This is a genomic window from Streptomyces sp. NPDC093586, from assembly GCF_044764905.1.
Taxonomy (GTDB): Bacteria; Actinomycetota; Actinomycetes; order Streptomycetales; family Streptomycetaceae; genus Streptomyces.
In genome coordinates this window covers 1-16,440 of record NZ_JBIWJA010000069.1, presented here as the reverse complement: position 1 = coordinate 16,440, position 16,440 = coordinate 1, and the positions used below count along the sequence as shown (strand labels likewise).

General features: G+C 73.2%; 9 protein-coding genes. All 9 read left to right on the top strand.

Translation table 11 applies throughout. The features are described 5' to 3' along the window. The first annotated feature begins 165 nt into the window (after positions 1–165). Positions 166–369: an acyl-CoA carboxylase epsilon subunit gene (locus ACIRFH_RS35770; protein WP_403530519.1), complete on the top strand. Its 204-nt coding sequence runs from the start codon at positions 166–168 to the stop codon at positions 367–369. A 185-nt stretch (positions 370–554) separates the two neighbouring features. Next, a complete protein-coding gene (locus ACIRFH_RS35765) occupies positions 555–2,060 on the top strand; it encodes a methyltransferase (protein WP_403530517.1) in 1,506 nt (501 codons plus the stop codon). Then, positions 2,051–2,266, top strand: coding sequence for an MbtH family protein (locus tag ACIRFH_RS35760; protein WP_403530514.1), 216 nt, complete (start codon positions 2,051–2,053; stop codon positions 2,264–2,266). The genes ACIRFH_RS35765 and ACIRFH_RS35760 overlap by 10 nt, the downstream gene beginning before the upstream one ends. Before the next feature lie 273 nt (positions 2,267–2,539). Continuing rightward, positions 2,540–2,992: a winged helix-turn-helix domain-containing protein gene (locus ACIRFH_RS35755; RefSeq protein WP_403530511.1), complete on the top strand. Its 453-nt coding sequence runs from the start codon at positions 2,540–2,542 to the stop codon at positions 2,990–2,992. Between the two features lie 121 nt (positions 2,993–3,113). After that, positions 3,114–4,334, top strand: a complete 1,221-nt coding sequence (gene ccrA / locus ACIRFH_RS35750; RefSeq protein ID WP_403530525.1) for a crotonyl-CoA carboxylase/reductase — start codon at positions 3,114–3,116, stop codon at positions 4,332–4,334. Positions 4,335–4,565: 231 nt separating this feature from the next. Further along, positions 4,566–5,750 carry a cytochrome P450 gene (locus ACIRFH_RS35745; RefSeq protein ID WP_403530507.1) on the top strand — a complete coding sequence of 395 codons (1,185 nt, stop codon included), beginning with the start codon at positions 4,566–4,568 and terminating at the stop codon, positions 5,748–5,750. Between the two features lie 5 nt (positions 5,751–5,755). Further along, entirely contained in the window at positions 5,756–5,977 is a 222-nt protein-coding gene (locus tag ACIRFH_RS35740) for a ferredoxin (protein WP_403530504.1), read from the top strand. 101 nt (positions 5,978–6,078) lie between these two features. Then, on the top strand, positions 6,079–15,771 hold the full coding sequence (locus ACIRFH_RS35735) for a type I polyketide synthase (protein WP_403530501.1): 9,693 nt from the start codon (positions 6,079–6,081) through the stop codon (positions 15,769–15,771). Positions 15,772–15,834: 63 nt separating this feature from the next. Further along, a partial coding sequence (locus tag ACIRFH_RS35730) for a beta-ketoacyl synthase N-terminal-like domain-containing protein (RefSeq protein WP_403530522.1) occupies positions 15,835–16,440 on the top strand: 606 nt, incomplete at its 3' end.

Below are 16,440 nucleotides of genomic sequence, written 5' to 3'. Positions count from 1 at the left end.
CACCCCAGGCCGTTCGTCTGGACGAAGACCGCCGACGAGATCCTCGACAAAGTCGCCGCCTACTGCCGACGAATCTCCGACTCAGGTCACTAGCGGGACTCGAGGGGTTCTCGTCCGGTCCTGGACCATGCTGCACAGCGAGCAGCGACGAGGACGGAGACCCACGTGAGCCACGACGAGTTCCTGCGCATCCGGAAAGGGCAGGCCGGTCCCGAGGAACTGGCCGCGCTGACGGCGGTCCTGCTGGCCCGTGCGGCTGCCGGGCGGACGCGGCGGCGTCCGCCGGCCCGCCCGCCGGCCGTCCGCTGGCGCCGACCGGAGCACCGGCCGCACTACGCCTCACCGCATTCCTGGCAGGTGAGCGCCTGACGGTCTGGCAGACATCTGTCAGGCGGTCGGACGACTCCGGAATCCCTTCCTAGGGTGAGCTCACGAGTGATCGCTGTGCGAGCTCTTCGCCGCACCGGCCCCCGGCCGAGCCCACTCGGCGGTGGAGCCGGCTGTCGGCCACCGTCCGGAGAACCCTGCGAGGACGACCGAAAGGCAACAGGAGCATGGCGCCCCTCACGTACGCGCGACAGCACATGCCGTCCACCGGCCGGTTCGAAGAGGTCGAGGCCGCGCTCCGGAAGCGGGACGGCGTGGCGCAGGCGGCGGTGGTCTCCCACGAAGACCGGACCGGCGAGCGGCGCCTGGTGGCGTACGTGGTGCCCGAGGCGCCGGACGCGGACGTGACCAAGCACGTCGAGATGTGGCGCGCGATCTACGACGAGATGTACGGCGGCACCGCGCCGGACGCCACCGGGATCGGCGACGACTTCACCGGATGGAACAGCTCCTACACGCGCGAACCCCTCCCCCTGCCGGAGATGCGCCAGTGGCGCGCGTCCACGGTGGAGCGGGTGCGCGGTCTCCAGGCGCGCCGGGTGCTGGAGATCGGGGTCGGCTCCGGCCTCCTGCTCGGGCCGCTGGCCCCGGAGACCGAGGCCTACTGGGGCACCGACTTCTCGGAGCCGGTCATCGAGCGCCTCCGCGCCCAGGCAGCCGCGGATCCGCGGCTGCGGGACAGGGTGACGCTGCGATGCCGGCCCGCCGACGCCGCCGACGGACTGCCGGCGGAGTACTTCGACACGGTCCTGCTCAACTCGGTCGTGCAGTACTTCCCCGACGCCGCCTACCTCTCGGGCGTCCTGGACGTCGCGCTCCGACGGCTCGCCCCGGGCGGCCGGATCCTCGTCGGCGACGTCCGCAACCACGGCACCATGCGGGAGTTCCTGACGGCCGTCCACCACGCCCAGCGCCCCGGCGACGAGCCGTCCGCCGTCCGGGCGGCGGTCGCGCGCGCCATGCGCCGCGAGACGGAACTGCACCTCGATCCGGGCTTCTTCACCGAGTGGGCCGACGCGCACCGCGACGTCGTGGCCGTGGACGTCCGGCTGAAGCCCGGGGCGAACGGGAACGAACTCACCCGTCACCGCTACGAGGTCGTCCTGCACAAGCGGCCGGTCAGCCCGGCACACCTCGCGGACGTCCCCGCCCTCACCTGGGGCACGGACGTGCACCGGGTCTCCGGTCTGGCGGCCGAGCTGGCCCGGCACGGCGGCCGCCTGCGGCTGACCCGGATACCGAACGCCAGGCTGGTGAGCGAGGCGGCCGAGTACGGGGTTCCCGTCACGGCACAGCAGACGCCGCTCGACCCGCACGCGCTGGAGACCTGGGGCGAGGAGCACGGCTGTGCCGTCCTGTGCACCTGGTCGGCCGAGGCGCCCGGCTGGTTCGAGGCGGTGATCGTGCCCGCGGACGGTACGCGGTGCTACGACGGCGTGTACCGGCCCATGGACACCCGGTCCAGGCCGCTCGCCAACGCGCCCGCGGTGTCCCGCAGGGCGTCGAAGCTGCCGGCGGTGCTGCGGCGGGACCTGGCGGCCGAACTGCCCGGCCACCTGGTGCCGGACGAGATCGTGCTCGTCGCACGCATGCCGCTGACCTCCCGCGGCGAGGCCGACCGCGCCGCGCTCCCCGAACCGGACGAGAAAGCAGCGGAGGAGACATGGCGGTGAACCCGTTCGACGACGAGAACGGCGAGTTCTGCGTGGTGGTCAACGACGAGGAGCAGCACTCGCTGTGGCCCACGTTCGCCGCCGTGCCCGCCGGCTGGCGGGTCGTGGCCGGGCCGGCGGGGCGGGCGGAGAGCATCGCGTACGTCGAGGAGAACTGGACCGACCTGCGGCCCCGGAGTCTGCGCGAGGTGATGCCGGCGTCCTGAGGCGGAACCGGACCCGCACCTCCGGCCAGGACGCCGGGCCGCCTTCCCCGAACGCACGGCCGACGCACTCCGAGGACCCGCTCGCCGGGTGCCGTACCGACGGACTCCACCGGGGCTCGTCCGCGCCGAGAGGTCCCTGGGCTTTCTTGGGACGGTCCGGTACGTACGTGGGATGTGCAGGGAGGACGTGCTGTGGGCGGACGGAATTCCGACGTCGTCTTCGTCCGATGGCCGGCGCAGGCGGCTCTGAGGACCCGCTGCCGGAACGAGGGGATGCCGCGACTGCTCGTCGTGGAGGCGGGTGCGCAGCCGCCGATCAGCAACGACCCGGTCGAGGACTGGGTACGCCCCCCGGTGTCCCGGGACGACCTGGAGGCCCGCGTCGCGGTCCTCCAGAACCGCTTCGACAGCAACCGGGTACCGGCGATCGACTCGTCCGGGACGCTGAGCTTCGGCCGTCACTCCCTCACCGTCTCCGCCACGCAGGCCGAGCTGATGCGGCTGCTCATCGACCGCTTCGGTGACGTCGTGCACCGCTCCGAGTTCGCGCAGTGCGCCGCCCTGCGGACGCTGACGCTGAACAGGAACTCGCTCGATCTGCACATCATGCGGCTCCGCCGCCGGCTCCTGCCCGTCGAACTGTCCATCCGGACCGTGTGGGGGCGGGGCTACATGCTGGAGAACGCGGTCTCCGCCGGGGTCGTCCCGATGACGAACGCCATCTGAAACGCCATCCGACCGGCACGAAGCCGAAGGTCCGCCGCCGTGGTACCGGCACCCGGGCCCAACCGACCACTCGACATCGGAGATCACCTTGGACTCCTCGACGACCAGCACTCTCTACGAGATGGGTGATCTGCCCCCGCTCGGGACCGTCCCCCGTTCCATGTACGCGTCGGTCATCCGCCCGGAACGGTACGGGGATCCGGCGACGGCCTTCCGGACGGAAGTGGTCGACACGCCCGAGGTCCCCCCCGGGTTCGTGCTCATCGCGGTCATGGCCGCCGGCATCAACTACAACAACGTCTGGGCCGCCAAGGGGCACCCCGTCGACGTCGTGGGCGCACGTCAGCGGCAGGGCGCCACGGAGTCCTTCCACGTCGGCGGATCGGATGCCGCCGGAATCGTCTGGAAAGTGGGAGCCGGCGTCCGGCACGTCAAGGTGGGCGACGAGGTCATCGTCTCGGCCGGCCTGTGGGACGCGGACGATCCCGACGTCCGGCTCGGCGTCGACCCGATGTTCGCGAAATCGCTGAAGGCGTGGGGCTACGAATCGAATTGGGGTTCGTTCGCCCAGTTCGCCCTGGCGGCCGATTTCCAGTGTCTGCCCAGGCCCGCCAGGCTGAGCTGGGCGGAGTCCTCGGCCTTCCTGCTGACCGGCGCGACGGCGTACCGGCAGCTCAACGGCTGGGCACCCAATACGGTCCAGCCCGGGGACCCGGTCCTCATCTGGGGCGGCTCCGGCGGCCTCGGCTCCATGGCCATCTCCCTGACCCGGCACCTGGGAGGCAGGCCCATCGCCGTCGTGTCCTCGCCGGAGAAGGCCAAGTACTGCCTCGACCTGGGGGCCACGGGCGTCATCGACAGGACCCGGTACAGCCACTGGGGACGCGTGCCCGAGGGCGGCAGCGAAGAGCACAGGCGGTGGACCTCGGAACTCCGGCGCTTCGGGCGCGAGATCTGGGACATCCTCGGTGAGAAGGCGTCGCCCAGCATAGTTTTCGAGCATCCCGGCAGCGACACCATCCCCACGTCGGTCTACGTGTGCGGCACGGGCGGGATGATCGTCATCTGCGGGGCCACGTCCGGCTACAACGTGGACGTCGACCTCAGGTACCTGTGGATGAGGCAGAAGCGGCTCCAGGGATCCCATTTTGCCAATCCGCGCGAGTACCACGCCGTGACCCGACTCGTCGACATGGGCCTGCTGGACCCGCACCTGGGACACACGTACGGCTTCGAGGAGATCGGCCGGGCCCATCAGGACCTGCTCGAGGGTGTGCAGGCACCGGGCAACTCGGCCGTACTGGTCGGCGCGACCGGCAACCCCGGACTCGAGGGCCGCTGAGCCGTTCGAGGGCACCACGGCCGCCGCCGGCCCCGGGCGCTCGGGGCCGGCGCCGCAGAAGCCCTGGAAGAGCGCTAAAGAAGTGGCTGTGCCGCAATCTCGGTAAAGCCGCGCACGACATGAACGAACAGATCGAGATCCGGGTTGTCTGGCACCATCGGGTAACGCCCATCCGCGGAACTTTTCCCGAACCTGGCCGGACGAACAGGCCGTCACAATCACGGAGTCGACTTGCCCAGGACCGATCTGGAACCGGTGGAATTCCCCACTGAGCGCACCTGCCCCTTCAGCCCTCCCCCGAAGCTGGCCGAACTGCGTGACGAGCACCCGGTGAGCAGACTGGCCTATCCGGACGGCACCACCGGATGGCTGGTCACCGGGCATGCCGCGGCGCGTGCCGTGCTGAGCGATCCACGGTTCAGCGCACGCGGTGAACACCGCAGGATGGCGGTCGGGGGAGGCATCCCCGAGCCCGCGCGGCCGGGGGTTTTCATCTTCATGGACCCGCCGGAGCACACCCGTTTCCGGAAGCTGTTCACCGGTGAATTCACCGTACGGCGGACCCAGAAAATGGAACCCAAGGTGGAAAAGATCACCGCGGACCGGATAGCGGCCATGCGGGAGATGGGGCCCTCGTTGGATCTGGTGCGGGAATTCGCCCTGCCCATCCCCTCGTTGGTGATCTGTGAGCTGCTGGGTGTTCCGTACGAGGACCACGCGTTCTTCCAGCGGCATTCGGAGATCATGCTCGACCACGAGCGCACCATGGAAGAGGCGGTGGGGTCCTACACCCTGATGGCGGAGTTCCTGAGCGAACTCGTCCGGCGCAAGCGCAGCGAGCCGGAGGACGACCTGCTGAGCAGGGTGGCCGCATCCGATCTCACCGACATCGAGGCCGCGGGTTCGGCGATGCTCCTGCTCGCGGCGGGTCACGAGACCACCGCGAAGATGCTGGGGCTCGGCACCTACCTGCTGCTGTCGAACCCGGACCAGCTGGAGATGCTGCGGAACAAGCCGGAGCTGATCAACGGCGCGGTCGAGGAGATGATGCGCTACCTGAGCATCGTCCAGTTCGGTGTCGTCCGGGGGGCCGTGGAGGACGTCGAGCTGGAGGGCCGGCTGATCCGGAAGGGCGAGGTCGTCACCGTGGCCCTCTCCGCGGCCAACCGGGATCCCGCGCTCTTCCCGGGCCCGGACGCACTCGACCTGAGCCGCAACGCCGGGCGGCACCTCGGCTTCGGCTACGGCGTGCACCAGTGCGTGGGCCAGCAGCTCGCCAGGGTCGAGATGCGCGTGGCCTTCAGCCAGTTGATCAGCGCGTTTCCCGGCCTGCGCCTGGACGTGGACCCCGGCGAGATCGAGACCACCCGCCTGGCGTCGATGTACGGCGTGCGGCGCCTGCCCGTCAGCTGGTGACGGCGATGAGAGTCGACGTCGACCGGACCAAGTGCTGCGGCTCGGGCATGTGCGCCCTGACGGAGCCCCAGGTGTTCGACCAGAGCAAACAGGACGGAACCGTCGTGCTGCTCTGTCCGCATCCGCTCGAGGAGCTGTGGGACAGCGTCGAGGAGTGCGTGCGGCTGTGCCCTTCCCAGGCGATCAGTCTCGACGACTCCGCGCTCCCCGCGGACCGGATGCCCTGACTCCGGCGCCCTGCCGGCGAGGTCTCCCTCGAATCCTCTCCCGCCGTCGGCCTCGTCTGCGGACCGTCGTGCCTTTCACCTGCCCGAAGCGAGGATGCGTGATGAACGCTGACGACATAGCCATCATCGGACTCGGCTGCCGCCTCCCCGGCGGGATCGACTCCCCGGAAGACCTCTGGCAGGGCCTGCTGGACGGGATCGACGCCGTCAGCGAGGTCCCCCCGCAGCGCTGGAGAGCCGACGACTGGCATGACGCCGACCCCTCGGCACCCGGCAGGATGACGACGCGCTGGGGCGGGTTCCTGGACGACGTCGCGGGGTTCGACGCCGAGTTCTTCGGCATCTCGCCCACCGAGGCCCGTCAGATGGACCCGCAGCAGCGGCTGGCGCTCGAGGTCGCCTGGGCCGCGGTGGAGGACGCCAGGATCCGGCCCGACCGGCTCGCCGGGTCGGCCACCGGCGTGTTCTTCGGCACCATGTGGCAGGAGTACCACCTCGCCACCGGAGCGTCCGCCCACGAGATCCGTACGCACACGGCCACCGGTACGGACACCTCGATCATCCCGTCCCGTATCGCCTACACCCTCGGCCTGCGCGGCCCCGTGATGTCCATCGGCACCGCGTGCAGCTCCTCGCTGGTCGCCGTCCACCAGGCGGTCCGGAGCCTGCGGTCAGGTGAGACGGACCTCGCACTGGCCGGCGGCGTCAACCTCATCCTCCATCCTCACACCACCGTGGCCATGTCCAAGCTCGGCACGCAGAGCCCCGACGGGCAGTGCCGCGCCTTCGACGCCGACGCCAACGGGTACGTCCGGGGCGAGGGCTGCGGCGTGGTCGTCCTGCGCAGGCTCGCGGACGCCCACCGGAACGGGGACCGGATCTACGCGGTGATCCGCGGCAGCGCCGTGAACAACGACGGCGCCACCGACGGCCTGGCCACCCCGAGCGCCGAGGCCCAGGCCGAAATGCTGCGCGCGGCCTGGCAGGAGGCGGGCGTGGACCCCGGCCTGGTGCACTACGTGGAGGCGCACGGCACGGGGACCCGCCGGGGCGATCCGGTCGAGGCGGCGGCACTGGGCCAGGTGTTCGGCCGGGGCAGGAAGGACCCCCTGTGGATCGGGTCGGCCAAGACCAACTTCGGTCACCTCGAACCGACCTCCGGCGTGCTCGGCGTGCTCAAGACCTCCCTCGCCCTCTTCCACGGCGAACTGCCCGCCAGCCTCCACTTCCGGCGCCCGAACCCGAAGATCGACTTCGACGCGGCGAACCTGGCCGTGGTCACCGGCCGGCAGCCGTGGCCGCAGGGGCCGCGCCTGGCCGGCGTCAGCAGCTACGGCTACGGCGGCACCAACGCCCACCTCGCGCTGGCCGGCCCGCCGGCGCGGGCCCCCGAGGCCCCCGAGGCCCCCGAGGCCCCCGAGGCCCTGGAGCCCGCCGGGCGGACGCGCCTTCCCTGGGTGCTGTCGGCGCGTTCCGCGCCCGCCCTGCGGGAACAGGCCCGCCGCCTGCGCGCCCACCTCGCCGCGCACCCCGGCCTCTCGCCCGCCGACGTCGGCCACTCCCTGGCCACCACCCGTGCCGATCACGAGCACCGGGCCGTCGTCCTGGGCCGGGACGACGCGGAGCTGGTGCGCGGGCTGGAGGCGCTTGCGTCGGGAGCCCAGGCGCCGAACCTGGTCGTCGGAGCCGGCGCCGGGCACGACCCGGTCCTGATGTTCGCCGGGCAGGGCGCCCAGTGGCCGGGAATGGCCGCCGAGCTGCTCGCCTCCTCCCCGGTCTTCGCCGAGCGGTTCGCCGAGTGCGAGACGGCCCTCGGACCGTACGTGGACTGGAAGCTCAGCGAGGTGATCTCGGACGCCGACGCCCTGGAACGCGTGGACGTCGTACAGCCCGCCCTGTGGGCGATGATGGTGTCGCTGGCACGGCTGTGGAACCACTTCGGCGTCGAGCCGGCGGCCCTGCTCGGGCACTCGCAGGGTGAGATCGCCTCCGCGTGCGTCTCCGGAGCGCTGTCGCTCGCGGACGCGGCGGCCGTGGTGGCGCTGCGGGCCCGGGCCATCCGCCGCGGTCTGGCGGGCCGGGGCGGCATGGTCTCGCTGGTGTGCTCGCGGTCCGACGCGGAGGCGCTGACCGGGCGGTGGCCGGGCCGGCTGTCGGTGGCCGCGGCCAACGGGCCCGGGAACACCGTGGTCTCCGGCGATCCCGAGGCGCTGACGGAGCTGATCGCGCACTGCGGGGCCGAGGGGATCCGGGCCAGGCGGATCCCGGTGGACTACGCCTCGCACTCGGCGCAGGTGGAGACGATCCGCGAGGACATCCTCACCGCACTGGCGGGGATCCGGCCGCGTTCCGGCGCGGAGGGCTTCTTCTCCACCGTCGACACCGGCCGGATCGACACCGCGGCCCTGGACGCGGGCTACTGGTACCGGAACCTGCGCTCCACGGTCGAACTCGACGCGTGCGTACGCGAGCTGGCCGCCGAGGGCCACCGGGTGTTCATCGAGTGCACTCCGCACCCCGTGCTCACCATGGGCGTGGAGGAGAGCGCCGACGTGCACACCGTCGGAACGCTGCGCAGGGGGGAGGGCGACCGGTTCCTGACGGCCCTGGCCGAGGCGTACACCAGCGGGGTGGACGTCGACTGGAGCCGGGCCTTCGGGCGGGCGCGCGTCGTGGACCTGCCGACGTACCCCTTCCAGCACCAGCGGTACTGGATCGACGCCGAGGCGGCGGGCGGCGGGCCGGCCGCGGACGCGCCGTTCTGGGACGCGGTGGGCCGCCAGGACGTCGACGAGGTGGCCCGGACCCTGGGCCTCGACCGGGACGCCCTCGCTCCCGTCCTGCCCGCCCTGGCCTCCTGGCGCCGGCGGCGCGCCTCGGACGTGGTCCTGGACGACTGGCAGTACCGGATCGGCTGGAAGGAGGTCCACGCGGCCGCGGTCCGCCGGGGTGACTGGCTGGCACTGGTGACCGCGGGCGACGCGTGGGCGCACTCCGTGGTCGAGGCCCTGAACGGACAGGGGCTGCGCGTCACCGTCATGGAGGTCGCCCCCGGCCTCGGCCGGGATGCGCTCGCCGCCCGCCTGCGGGGCGTGACCTGCGACGGCGTGCTCTGCCTGCCGGCCCCCCAGGACGGTCCGCACCCCGCGCACCTGAGCGTTCCCGCGGGCTACGCCACGACGCTGACCGCCGTGCAGGCGCTGGGGGACGCGGAGGTGACCGCCCCGCTGTGGTGCGTCACGCTCGACGCCGTCGCGGTCTCGGACGAAGCGGTCGTGCCGGACCGGAGCCTGGTGTGGGGGCTGGGCAGGGTCGTCGCCCTGGAGCACTCCGCGCGCTGGGGCGGTCTGATCGACGTGTCCGACGCGTACGACGCCGCGGTACTGGCCGGGACGCTCACCGGCGGGCACGGCGAGGACCAGGTGGCGATCCGGGGTTCGCGCGCGTACGGGCGCCGCCTGGTGCGCACCGCCGGCGGCCCGGCCCGCGACTGGAGCCCCCGGGGGACGGTTCTGATCACCGGCGGCACGGGCGCGCTCGGCGCCGCGGTCGCCCGCCGGCTGGCCGAGCGGCGCGCCGAACACCTGGTGCTGGTCAGCCGGAGCGGACCGGACGCCCCCCGGGCCGAGGCCCTCGCCGCGGACATCCGCCGGCTCGGGGCCGGTGTCGAGATCGTCGCCTGCGACGTCGCCGACCGGGAGGCGCTGCGCGAGCTCGTCGAACGGACCCGGCCCAACGCCGTGGTGCACGCCGCCGGGGCACTGCACGACTCACTCGTCGAGGACCTCACCCTCGACCAGGTCGACGCGGCGCTGCGGGTGAAGGCCCAGGGCGCGTGGAACCTGCACGAACTCACCACCGGACTGGACGCGTTCGTGCTCTTCTCCTCGTGGGGCGCGACCGTCGGCGTCCCGGGACAGGGAAACTACGCGCCCGGCAACGCGTACCTGGACGGTCTGGCCGCGCTCCGGCACGCCCGGGGACTGCCCGCGACCTCCGTGGCGTGGGGCCCCTGGGGCGGCGACGGCATGGCGCAGGGACCGGTGCGGGAGGTCCTCGACCGCCACGGCGTGCCCCCGATGGCGCCGGACACGGCCCTGCAGGCCCTGGACCGGGCCGTGGCGGCCCCCGAGCCCTGCGTCACCGTGGCGGACGTGCACTGGGACCGGTTCCGCACGGTGTTCACGGCGACCCGTCCCAGCGCTCTGCTCGGCGACCTTCCCGACGGCGCACAGGCGTCGTCCGTGCGGACGCCCGCCCTGCGGCAGCACCTGGCCGGTCTGCCCGCGGACCGCCGGCCGCACGCCGTACGGGAGGAGGTCAGGGCGCAGACCGCCCTCGTGCTCGGACACGCGGCAGCCGACACGGTGGACGTCGAACGCACCTTCAGGGAACTCGCCTTCGACTCGGTCCTCGGGATCGAACTGCGCAACCGGCTGGGGGCCGTCACCGGGCTGCGGCTGCCCGCCACGCTGATCTTCGACCACCCCACGCCCGCACAACTCGCCGACCACCTGCTCGACGAGTTCCTGCTGGACGGCTCCCTTCCCGACGTGCCTGTTCCGGCGGTCGCCGACGTGCCTGTTCCGGCGGTCGCCGACGTGCCTGTTCCGGCGGTCGCCGACGTGCCCGCCCCGGCGGTCGCCGACCTGGCCGCCGCCCCGGCCGCCGGCGCACCGGCACCCGGCCCCGAGAACTCCGCGGAGCCCATCGCCATCGTCTCCATGAGCTGCCGGTTCCCCGGCGGCGTACGCGATCCGGAGGGCTTCTGGCGACTGCTCGCCGACGGCGGGGACGCCATCACCCCGTTCCCCGAGGACCGGGGCTGGGACCTGCCCGCGCTGTACCACCCGGACCCGGACCACCCCGGTACGAGCTACGTCCGCCACGGCGGGTTCGTGGCCGCCGCCGAATTCGACCCGGAGTTCTTCGGGATCAGCCCCCGGGAGGCGCTGACCATGGATCCGCAGCAGCGGATCCTCCTGGAGGGGTCCTGGGAACTGCTGGAGCGGGCCGGTATCGCACCGGACACGCTGCGCGGCAGCGACACCGGCGTCTACCTGGGCACCAACGGCCAGGACTACGCGGTCCTGGGCACTCCCCACGGCTCCGAGGGTTTCGGGCTCACCGGCAGCGCCGCCAGCGTGGTCTCCGGCCGCATCTCCTACGCACTCGGCCTGGAAGGGCCCTCGGTCACCGTGGACACCGCGTGCTCGGCCTCGCTGGTGGCCGTCCACCTCGCCGCGCAGGCCCTGTCGAGGGGCGAGTGCGCGATGGCCGTCGCCGGCGGCGCCACCGTGATGGCCACGCCGCGGCTGTTCGTCGGGTTCAGCCGGCAGCGCGGCCTCGACCCCGGCGGCCGGTGCCGCGCCTTCTCGGACGACGCCTCCGGCACCGCGCTGTCCGAGGGCAGCGGGCTGCTGCTCCTGGAAAGGCTGTCGGACGCGCGGCGCAACGGGCATCCCGTCCTGGCCGTGATCCGCGGCTCGGCCGTCAACCAGGACGGCACCTCCAACGGCCTCACCGCGCCCAGCGGCCGGGCCCAGCAGCAGGTCATCCGCAAGGCCCTGGCCGCGGCGGGGCTCGAAGCCTCCGACGTGGACGTCGTGGAAGCCCACGGCACCGGCACGACACTGGGCGATCCCATCGAGGCACGCGCCCTGCAGGCCACCTACGGCGCCTCCGGCAGGCCGGTGCGGCTGGGCTCGGTGAAGTCCAACATCGGCCACACCCAGGCGGCGGCGGGCGTGGCCGGTGTGATCAAGATGGTGCTGGCCATGCGCCACGGCGTGGTGCCGCGCACCCTGCACGCCGACACCCCGTCCCACCACGTGGACTGGTCGGCGGGCTCCCTCCGGCTGGCCACGGACCCCGTCGCCTGGAACGGTGACGGCCCGCGGCGGGCGGGCGTCTCGTCCTTCGGCATCAGCGGCACCAACGCCCACCTGATCCTGGAGCAGGCCCCCGAGGCCGAGGAGCCCGCGGCGGGCCCCCGTCCCGACGTCCTTGCCTGGACACTGTCCGCGCGGAGCCGGCAGGCCCTGCGCGAGCAGGCGTCCCGGCTGGCCGTCCGGGTCGGGACGGACCCCGGCACGGACCCGGCCGACCTGGGGTTCTCCCTGGCCACCTCGCGCACCTCCTTCCAGGAGCGCGCCGTCGTCATCGGCCGGGACACCGCGGACCTGCTCGTCGGGCTGCGTGCGCTCGCCGGCGGAGCGCCCTCGGCGTCGGTGGTGGAAGGGTCGGCGGACGACGGCCGGACGGCGTTCGTCTTCGCCGGGCAGGGAACCCAGCGTGCGGGCATGGGAGCCGAACTGCGCGAGGCGTACCCGGTGTTCGCCGCCGCCTGGGAGGAGATCCGCGCCTGCCTCGACCCGCACCTGCGTCGTCCGGTCGCCGAGTTCATCGACGACCCGGACGAGCTGCGGCGCACCGAGTTCACCCAGCCCGCGCTGTTCGCGTTCGAGGTGGCGCTGTTCCGCCTCCTGGAGAGCTGGGGCCTGAAGCCCGATCTGGTGCTCGGCCACTCCGTCGGCGAACTCGCCGCCGCGCACGTGGCGGGCGTGCTCTCCCTCGAGGACGCCTGCGCGCTGGTCGCGGCCCGAGCCCGGCTGATGCAGGCCCAGCCGGACGACGGGGTCATGCTCGCCGTCCAGGCCACCGAGCACGAGATCGTCCCGCTGCTGTCCGCGCGGGTCGCTCTCGCCGCCGTCAACGGGCCGCGGTCCGTGGTGATCGCCGGCGACGCCGAAGCCGTGGACGAGGTCGCCGCCCGGTTCCCCGGGCGCCGCACCAAGCGGCTCAACGTGTCGCACGCCTTCCACAGCGCGCACATGGACGGCATGCTCGACGAGTTTCGGAGCGTGGCCGAGGGGCTCGCCTTCCACCCGCCGCGGATCGCGCTGGTGACGAACCTGACCGGGCGGATCGCCACCGCCTGCGACGCCGGCCACTGGGTGCGGCAGGTCAGGCAGCCGGTCCGGTTCGCCGACGGGATCCGCACCGCACTCGCCGAGGGCGTCACCCGGTTCCTCGACATCGGCCCGGACGGAACGCCCGCCGCCATGATCGAGGACTGCCTGGACCGCGAGGCCGCCGTGATCGCGACCCAGCGGCCGGACCGGCCCGGCCCCGAGGCGCTGGCCCTGGCGGTCGCCCGTGCCCACACGACGGGCGCGGAGGTCGACTGGCCCGCCCTGTACGGCGGCCGGCGCCGCCGCGTCGGCCTTCCCACCTACGCCTTCCAGCGGCAGCGCTTCTGGCTGGACGCCCCGAGCGCCGTCCCCACCGGTGACACCGGGCACCCCTGGCTGACCGCGAGCACCGAACTGGCCGACGGCGGCTGGGTGTTCTCGGGCCGAGTCTCGGTCTCCTCCCAGCCCTGGCTGGCCGACCACGTGGTCTTCGGCACCGTGGTCGTCCCCGGCACCGCGCTGCTGGACCTGGTCCTGGCCGCGGCCGGCCGAGCCGGTGCCGCCGGTGTCGGCGAGCTGACCCTGTCACGGCCGATGGTGCTGGAGGACACGGCGCACGTACAGGTCAGGATCGGCCCCTGCGAAGGCGGACAGCGGCCGGTGACCCTGCACAGCAGGGCGGACGGCACGGGAGCCTGGAGCACCCACGCCGAGGGCGTACTGGCCGACGCGTTCGGCCCGGAGCCCGTCGACTGGTCGGTGCCCGACCTGCCCGCAGTGGACCTCTCCGGCTTCTACGAGGGCTTCGCCGCCCAGGGCGTCGACTACGGCACCGCCTTCCACGGCGTGGCCGAACTGCGCGGGCAGGACCGCACCGCCGCGGGCGTGGTCCGGCTCCCGGCCGGCGAGGCGGGCGGCTTCGGTGTGCACCCGGCGCTGCTCGACGCGGCCCTGCAGGTGATGCGCGCGGTGGTCCCGGCTTCCGCGGAGGCCCAGCTCCCCTTCCAGTTCACCGACGTCCGCCTGTACGCCACGGGAGCGACCGAGCTGCGCGTCCGGATCGATGTCCGGGACGACGGGATCCGGGCCGCGATCACCGACGGCGCCGGGGCCCCGGTGGCCCACATCGGCGCCCTGGGACTGCGTCCGGTCAGCGCCGGCCGGCTGCGCGCCGCCCTGTCCGTTCCCGATCTCTACCGCGTGGTCTTCCGGCCCGTGCCGGACGCACCCCCGGTACCGGTGTCGGAGCCGGTGCAGGTGCTGGGCCGCGGTCCGGTGTCCGAGGCCCTCGGGGTGGCGCCGGCCGAGACGGTCACCGGGGACGGCCCGCGCCGGATCCTGATCGACGCCACCGGACACCCCGACGACGTCGCCGCCGCCCACGAGGCGACCGCGCACGCGCTGGACCTGCTGCACCGGTTGCTGCCACGCGAGGACACCGAACTCGTGTGGATCACCAGGGACAGCGTCGCCGCCCGCCCCGAGGACCGCGTGCGCGGCCTCGCGGGGGCACCCCTGTGGGGCCTGCTGCGGGCCGCGCGGCGCGAGCACCCGGAGGCCACCCTCCGGATCGTCGACTGCGACCGGATCGACGCCGCGACCCTGGTGTCGGCGCTGTCCGTGACCGGCGAACCGGAACTCGCCGTCAGGGACGGGGCGATCCTGGCCCCCCGGCTGACCGCGGCGGGCGCGCCGGGCGCGCCCACCGCCGCGGTGGCCGGCGGAACGGTGCTGATCACCGGAGGGACCGGCGGACTCGGCACGGCGGTCGCCCGGCACCTGGTGACCGAGCACGGGGTCCGCGACCTGGTCCTGACCTCGCGCAGCGGCCCCGACGACCCGGGGGCCGGGAACCTGGTGGCGGAGCTGACCGCGGCGGGCGCACGATCGGTGCGGGTCCTGGCCTGCGACGTCACCGACCGGACCCAGGTGGCCGACGTCCTCTCCACGGCGGACGACTGGTCGGCCGTACTGCACCTCGCGGGCGTGCTCGACGACGGCCTGCTCCTCGACTACGACCAGCGGCGGCTGGACAGGGTGCTGGCCCCCAAGCTGGACGGGGCCGCGCACCTGGCGGAACTCACCGCCGGACTGGGTCTGTCGGCGTTCGTCCTGTTCTCCTCGGTGGCGGCAACCCTCGGTTCCGCCGGACAAGGCGCCTACGCGGCGGCCAACGCCTGCCTGGACGCCCTCGCGGCCCGCAGCGGCGGGACCAGTCTGGCCTGGGGTCTGTGGGAGCAGGCGGGCTCGGGCATGACGGCCCACCTCACCGAAGCGGAGCTGGGGCGACTGCGCAGGCAGGGCATCGCCCCGCTGCCCGCAGACAAGGCCCTGCGGCTGCTGGACCGCGCGCTGCGCTCGCCCGACGGCAACCTCGTCCCGGTCCGGCTCGACCTCGCCGCGCTGGAAGGGGAGCCCCCGGCACTGCTGCGCGGACTCGTCCGGCCCTCGCTCCGCCGGGCCGGCGACACCCCCACGGACGGTGCGCTGCGCGAGCGCCTGAGCGGGCAGACGCCCGACGAGCAGGCCGTCTCGGTCACCAGGCTCGTGCTGGAGGAGGTCGCCGTCGTCCTGGGGCTGCCCGGTCCCGGAGCGCTCAGGAGCAGGGCCGTGCTGAAGGACCTCGGCCTCGACTCGCTGATGGCCGTGGAACTGCGGCGCCGACTCGTGAAAGCCTCCGGGGTCCCGTTGCCCGCGAGTCTCGCCTTCGACCACCCCACCCCGGCCGACATCGCGGAACTGCTGATGCAGCGCCTGGGGATCACGCGCCCGCAGACCGCGACCGCTTCGGAACCGGGTTCCCCGCAGGCACCGGCGCCGGCCCGGTCGGTCGCCGAGATCGGCGCCGAACTCGAGGCCCTCCTCGAACTCGACTTCTAGAAGTCTCCCGCCTCTCCCTTTGCCCTTCGTGGAAGGAACTGCTCGATGTCTGAACAGAATCGGTTGGAACTCGCCCTGCCCGCCATCAGGGAGCTCAAGAGGCGGGCGACCGATCTGGAGGCGCAGCTGACCGATCCGGTCGCGATCGTGTCGATGGCGTGCCGGCTGCCGGGTGGTGTGGGGACTCCGGAGGAGTTCTGGGAGCTGTTGTCCTCGGGCGGGGACGCGATCGAGGGGTTCCCGTCGCGGTGGGACGGCTGGGACGTGTACGACCCGGATCCGGAGGCCGTCGGCAAGAGCTATGCGCGGGAGGGCGGGTTCCTGCGCGGCGTGGAGGAGTTCGATGCCGCGTTCTTCGGGATCCCGCCGCGTGAGGCGCGGGCCATGGACCCGCAGCAGCGCCTGGTCCTCGAAGCCTCCTGGGAGGCTCTGGAGCGCGCCGGCATCCGCCACGAGGCCCTCGAGAACAGCAACACCGGTGTGTACCTGGGCACGATGAACGGTGACTACGGCAGCCTGGGGCACGGTCTCGACGACCAGGACGGCTACGTCAACACCGGCCGGGCGAGCAGTGTGCTGTCGGGGCGGGTGTCGTATTCGTTGGGGTTGCGGGGTCCGGCGGTCACGGTGGACACGGCGTGTTCGTCGTCGTTGGTGGCGTTGCATCTG

Excerpts from the sequence above, each read along its gene's own strand:
- ccrA (WP_403530525.1), top strand. The coding sequence starts at position 3,114 with ATGGGTGATCTGCCCCCGCTCGGGACCGTCCCCCGTTCCATGTACGCG.
- ACIRFH_RS35740 (WP_403530504.1), top strand. The coding sequence starts at position 5,756 with ATGAGAGTCGACGTCGACCGGACCAAGTGCTGCGGCTCGGGCATGTGC.
- ACIRFH_RS35760 (WP_403530514.1), top strand. The coding sequence starts at position 2,051 with ATGGCGGTGAACCCGTTCGACGACGAGAACGGCGAGTTCTGCGTGGTG.
- ACIRFH_RS35765 (WP_403530517.1), top strand. The coding sequence starts at position 555 with ATGGCGCCCCTCACGTACGCGCGACAGCACATGCCGTCCACCGGCCGG.
- ACIRFH_RS35755 (WP_403530511.1), top strand. The coding sequence starts at position 2,540 with ATGCCGCGACTGCTCGTCGTGGAGGCGGGTGCGCAGCCGCCGATCAGC.
- ACIRFH_RS35735 (WP_403530501.1), top strand. The coding sequence starts at position 6,079 with ATGAACGCTGACGACATAGCCATCATCGGACTCGGCTGCCGCCTCCCC.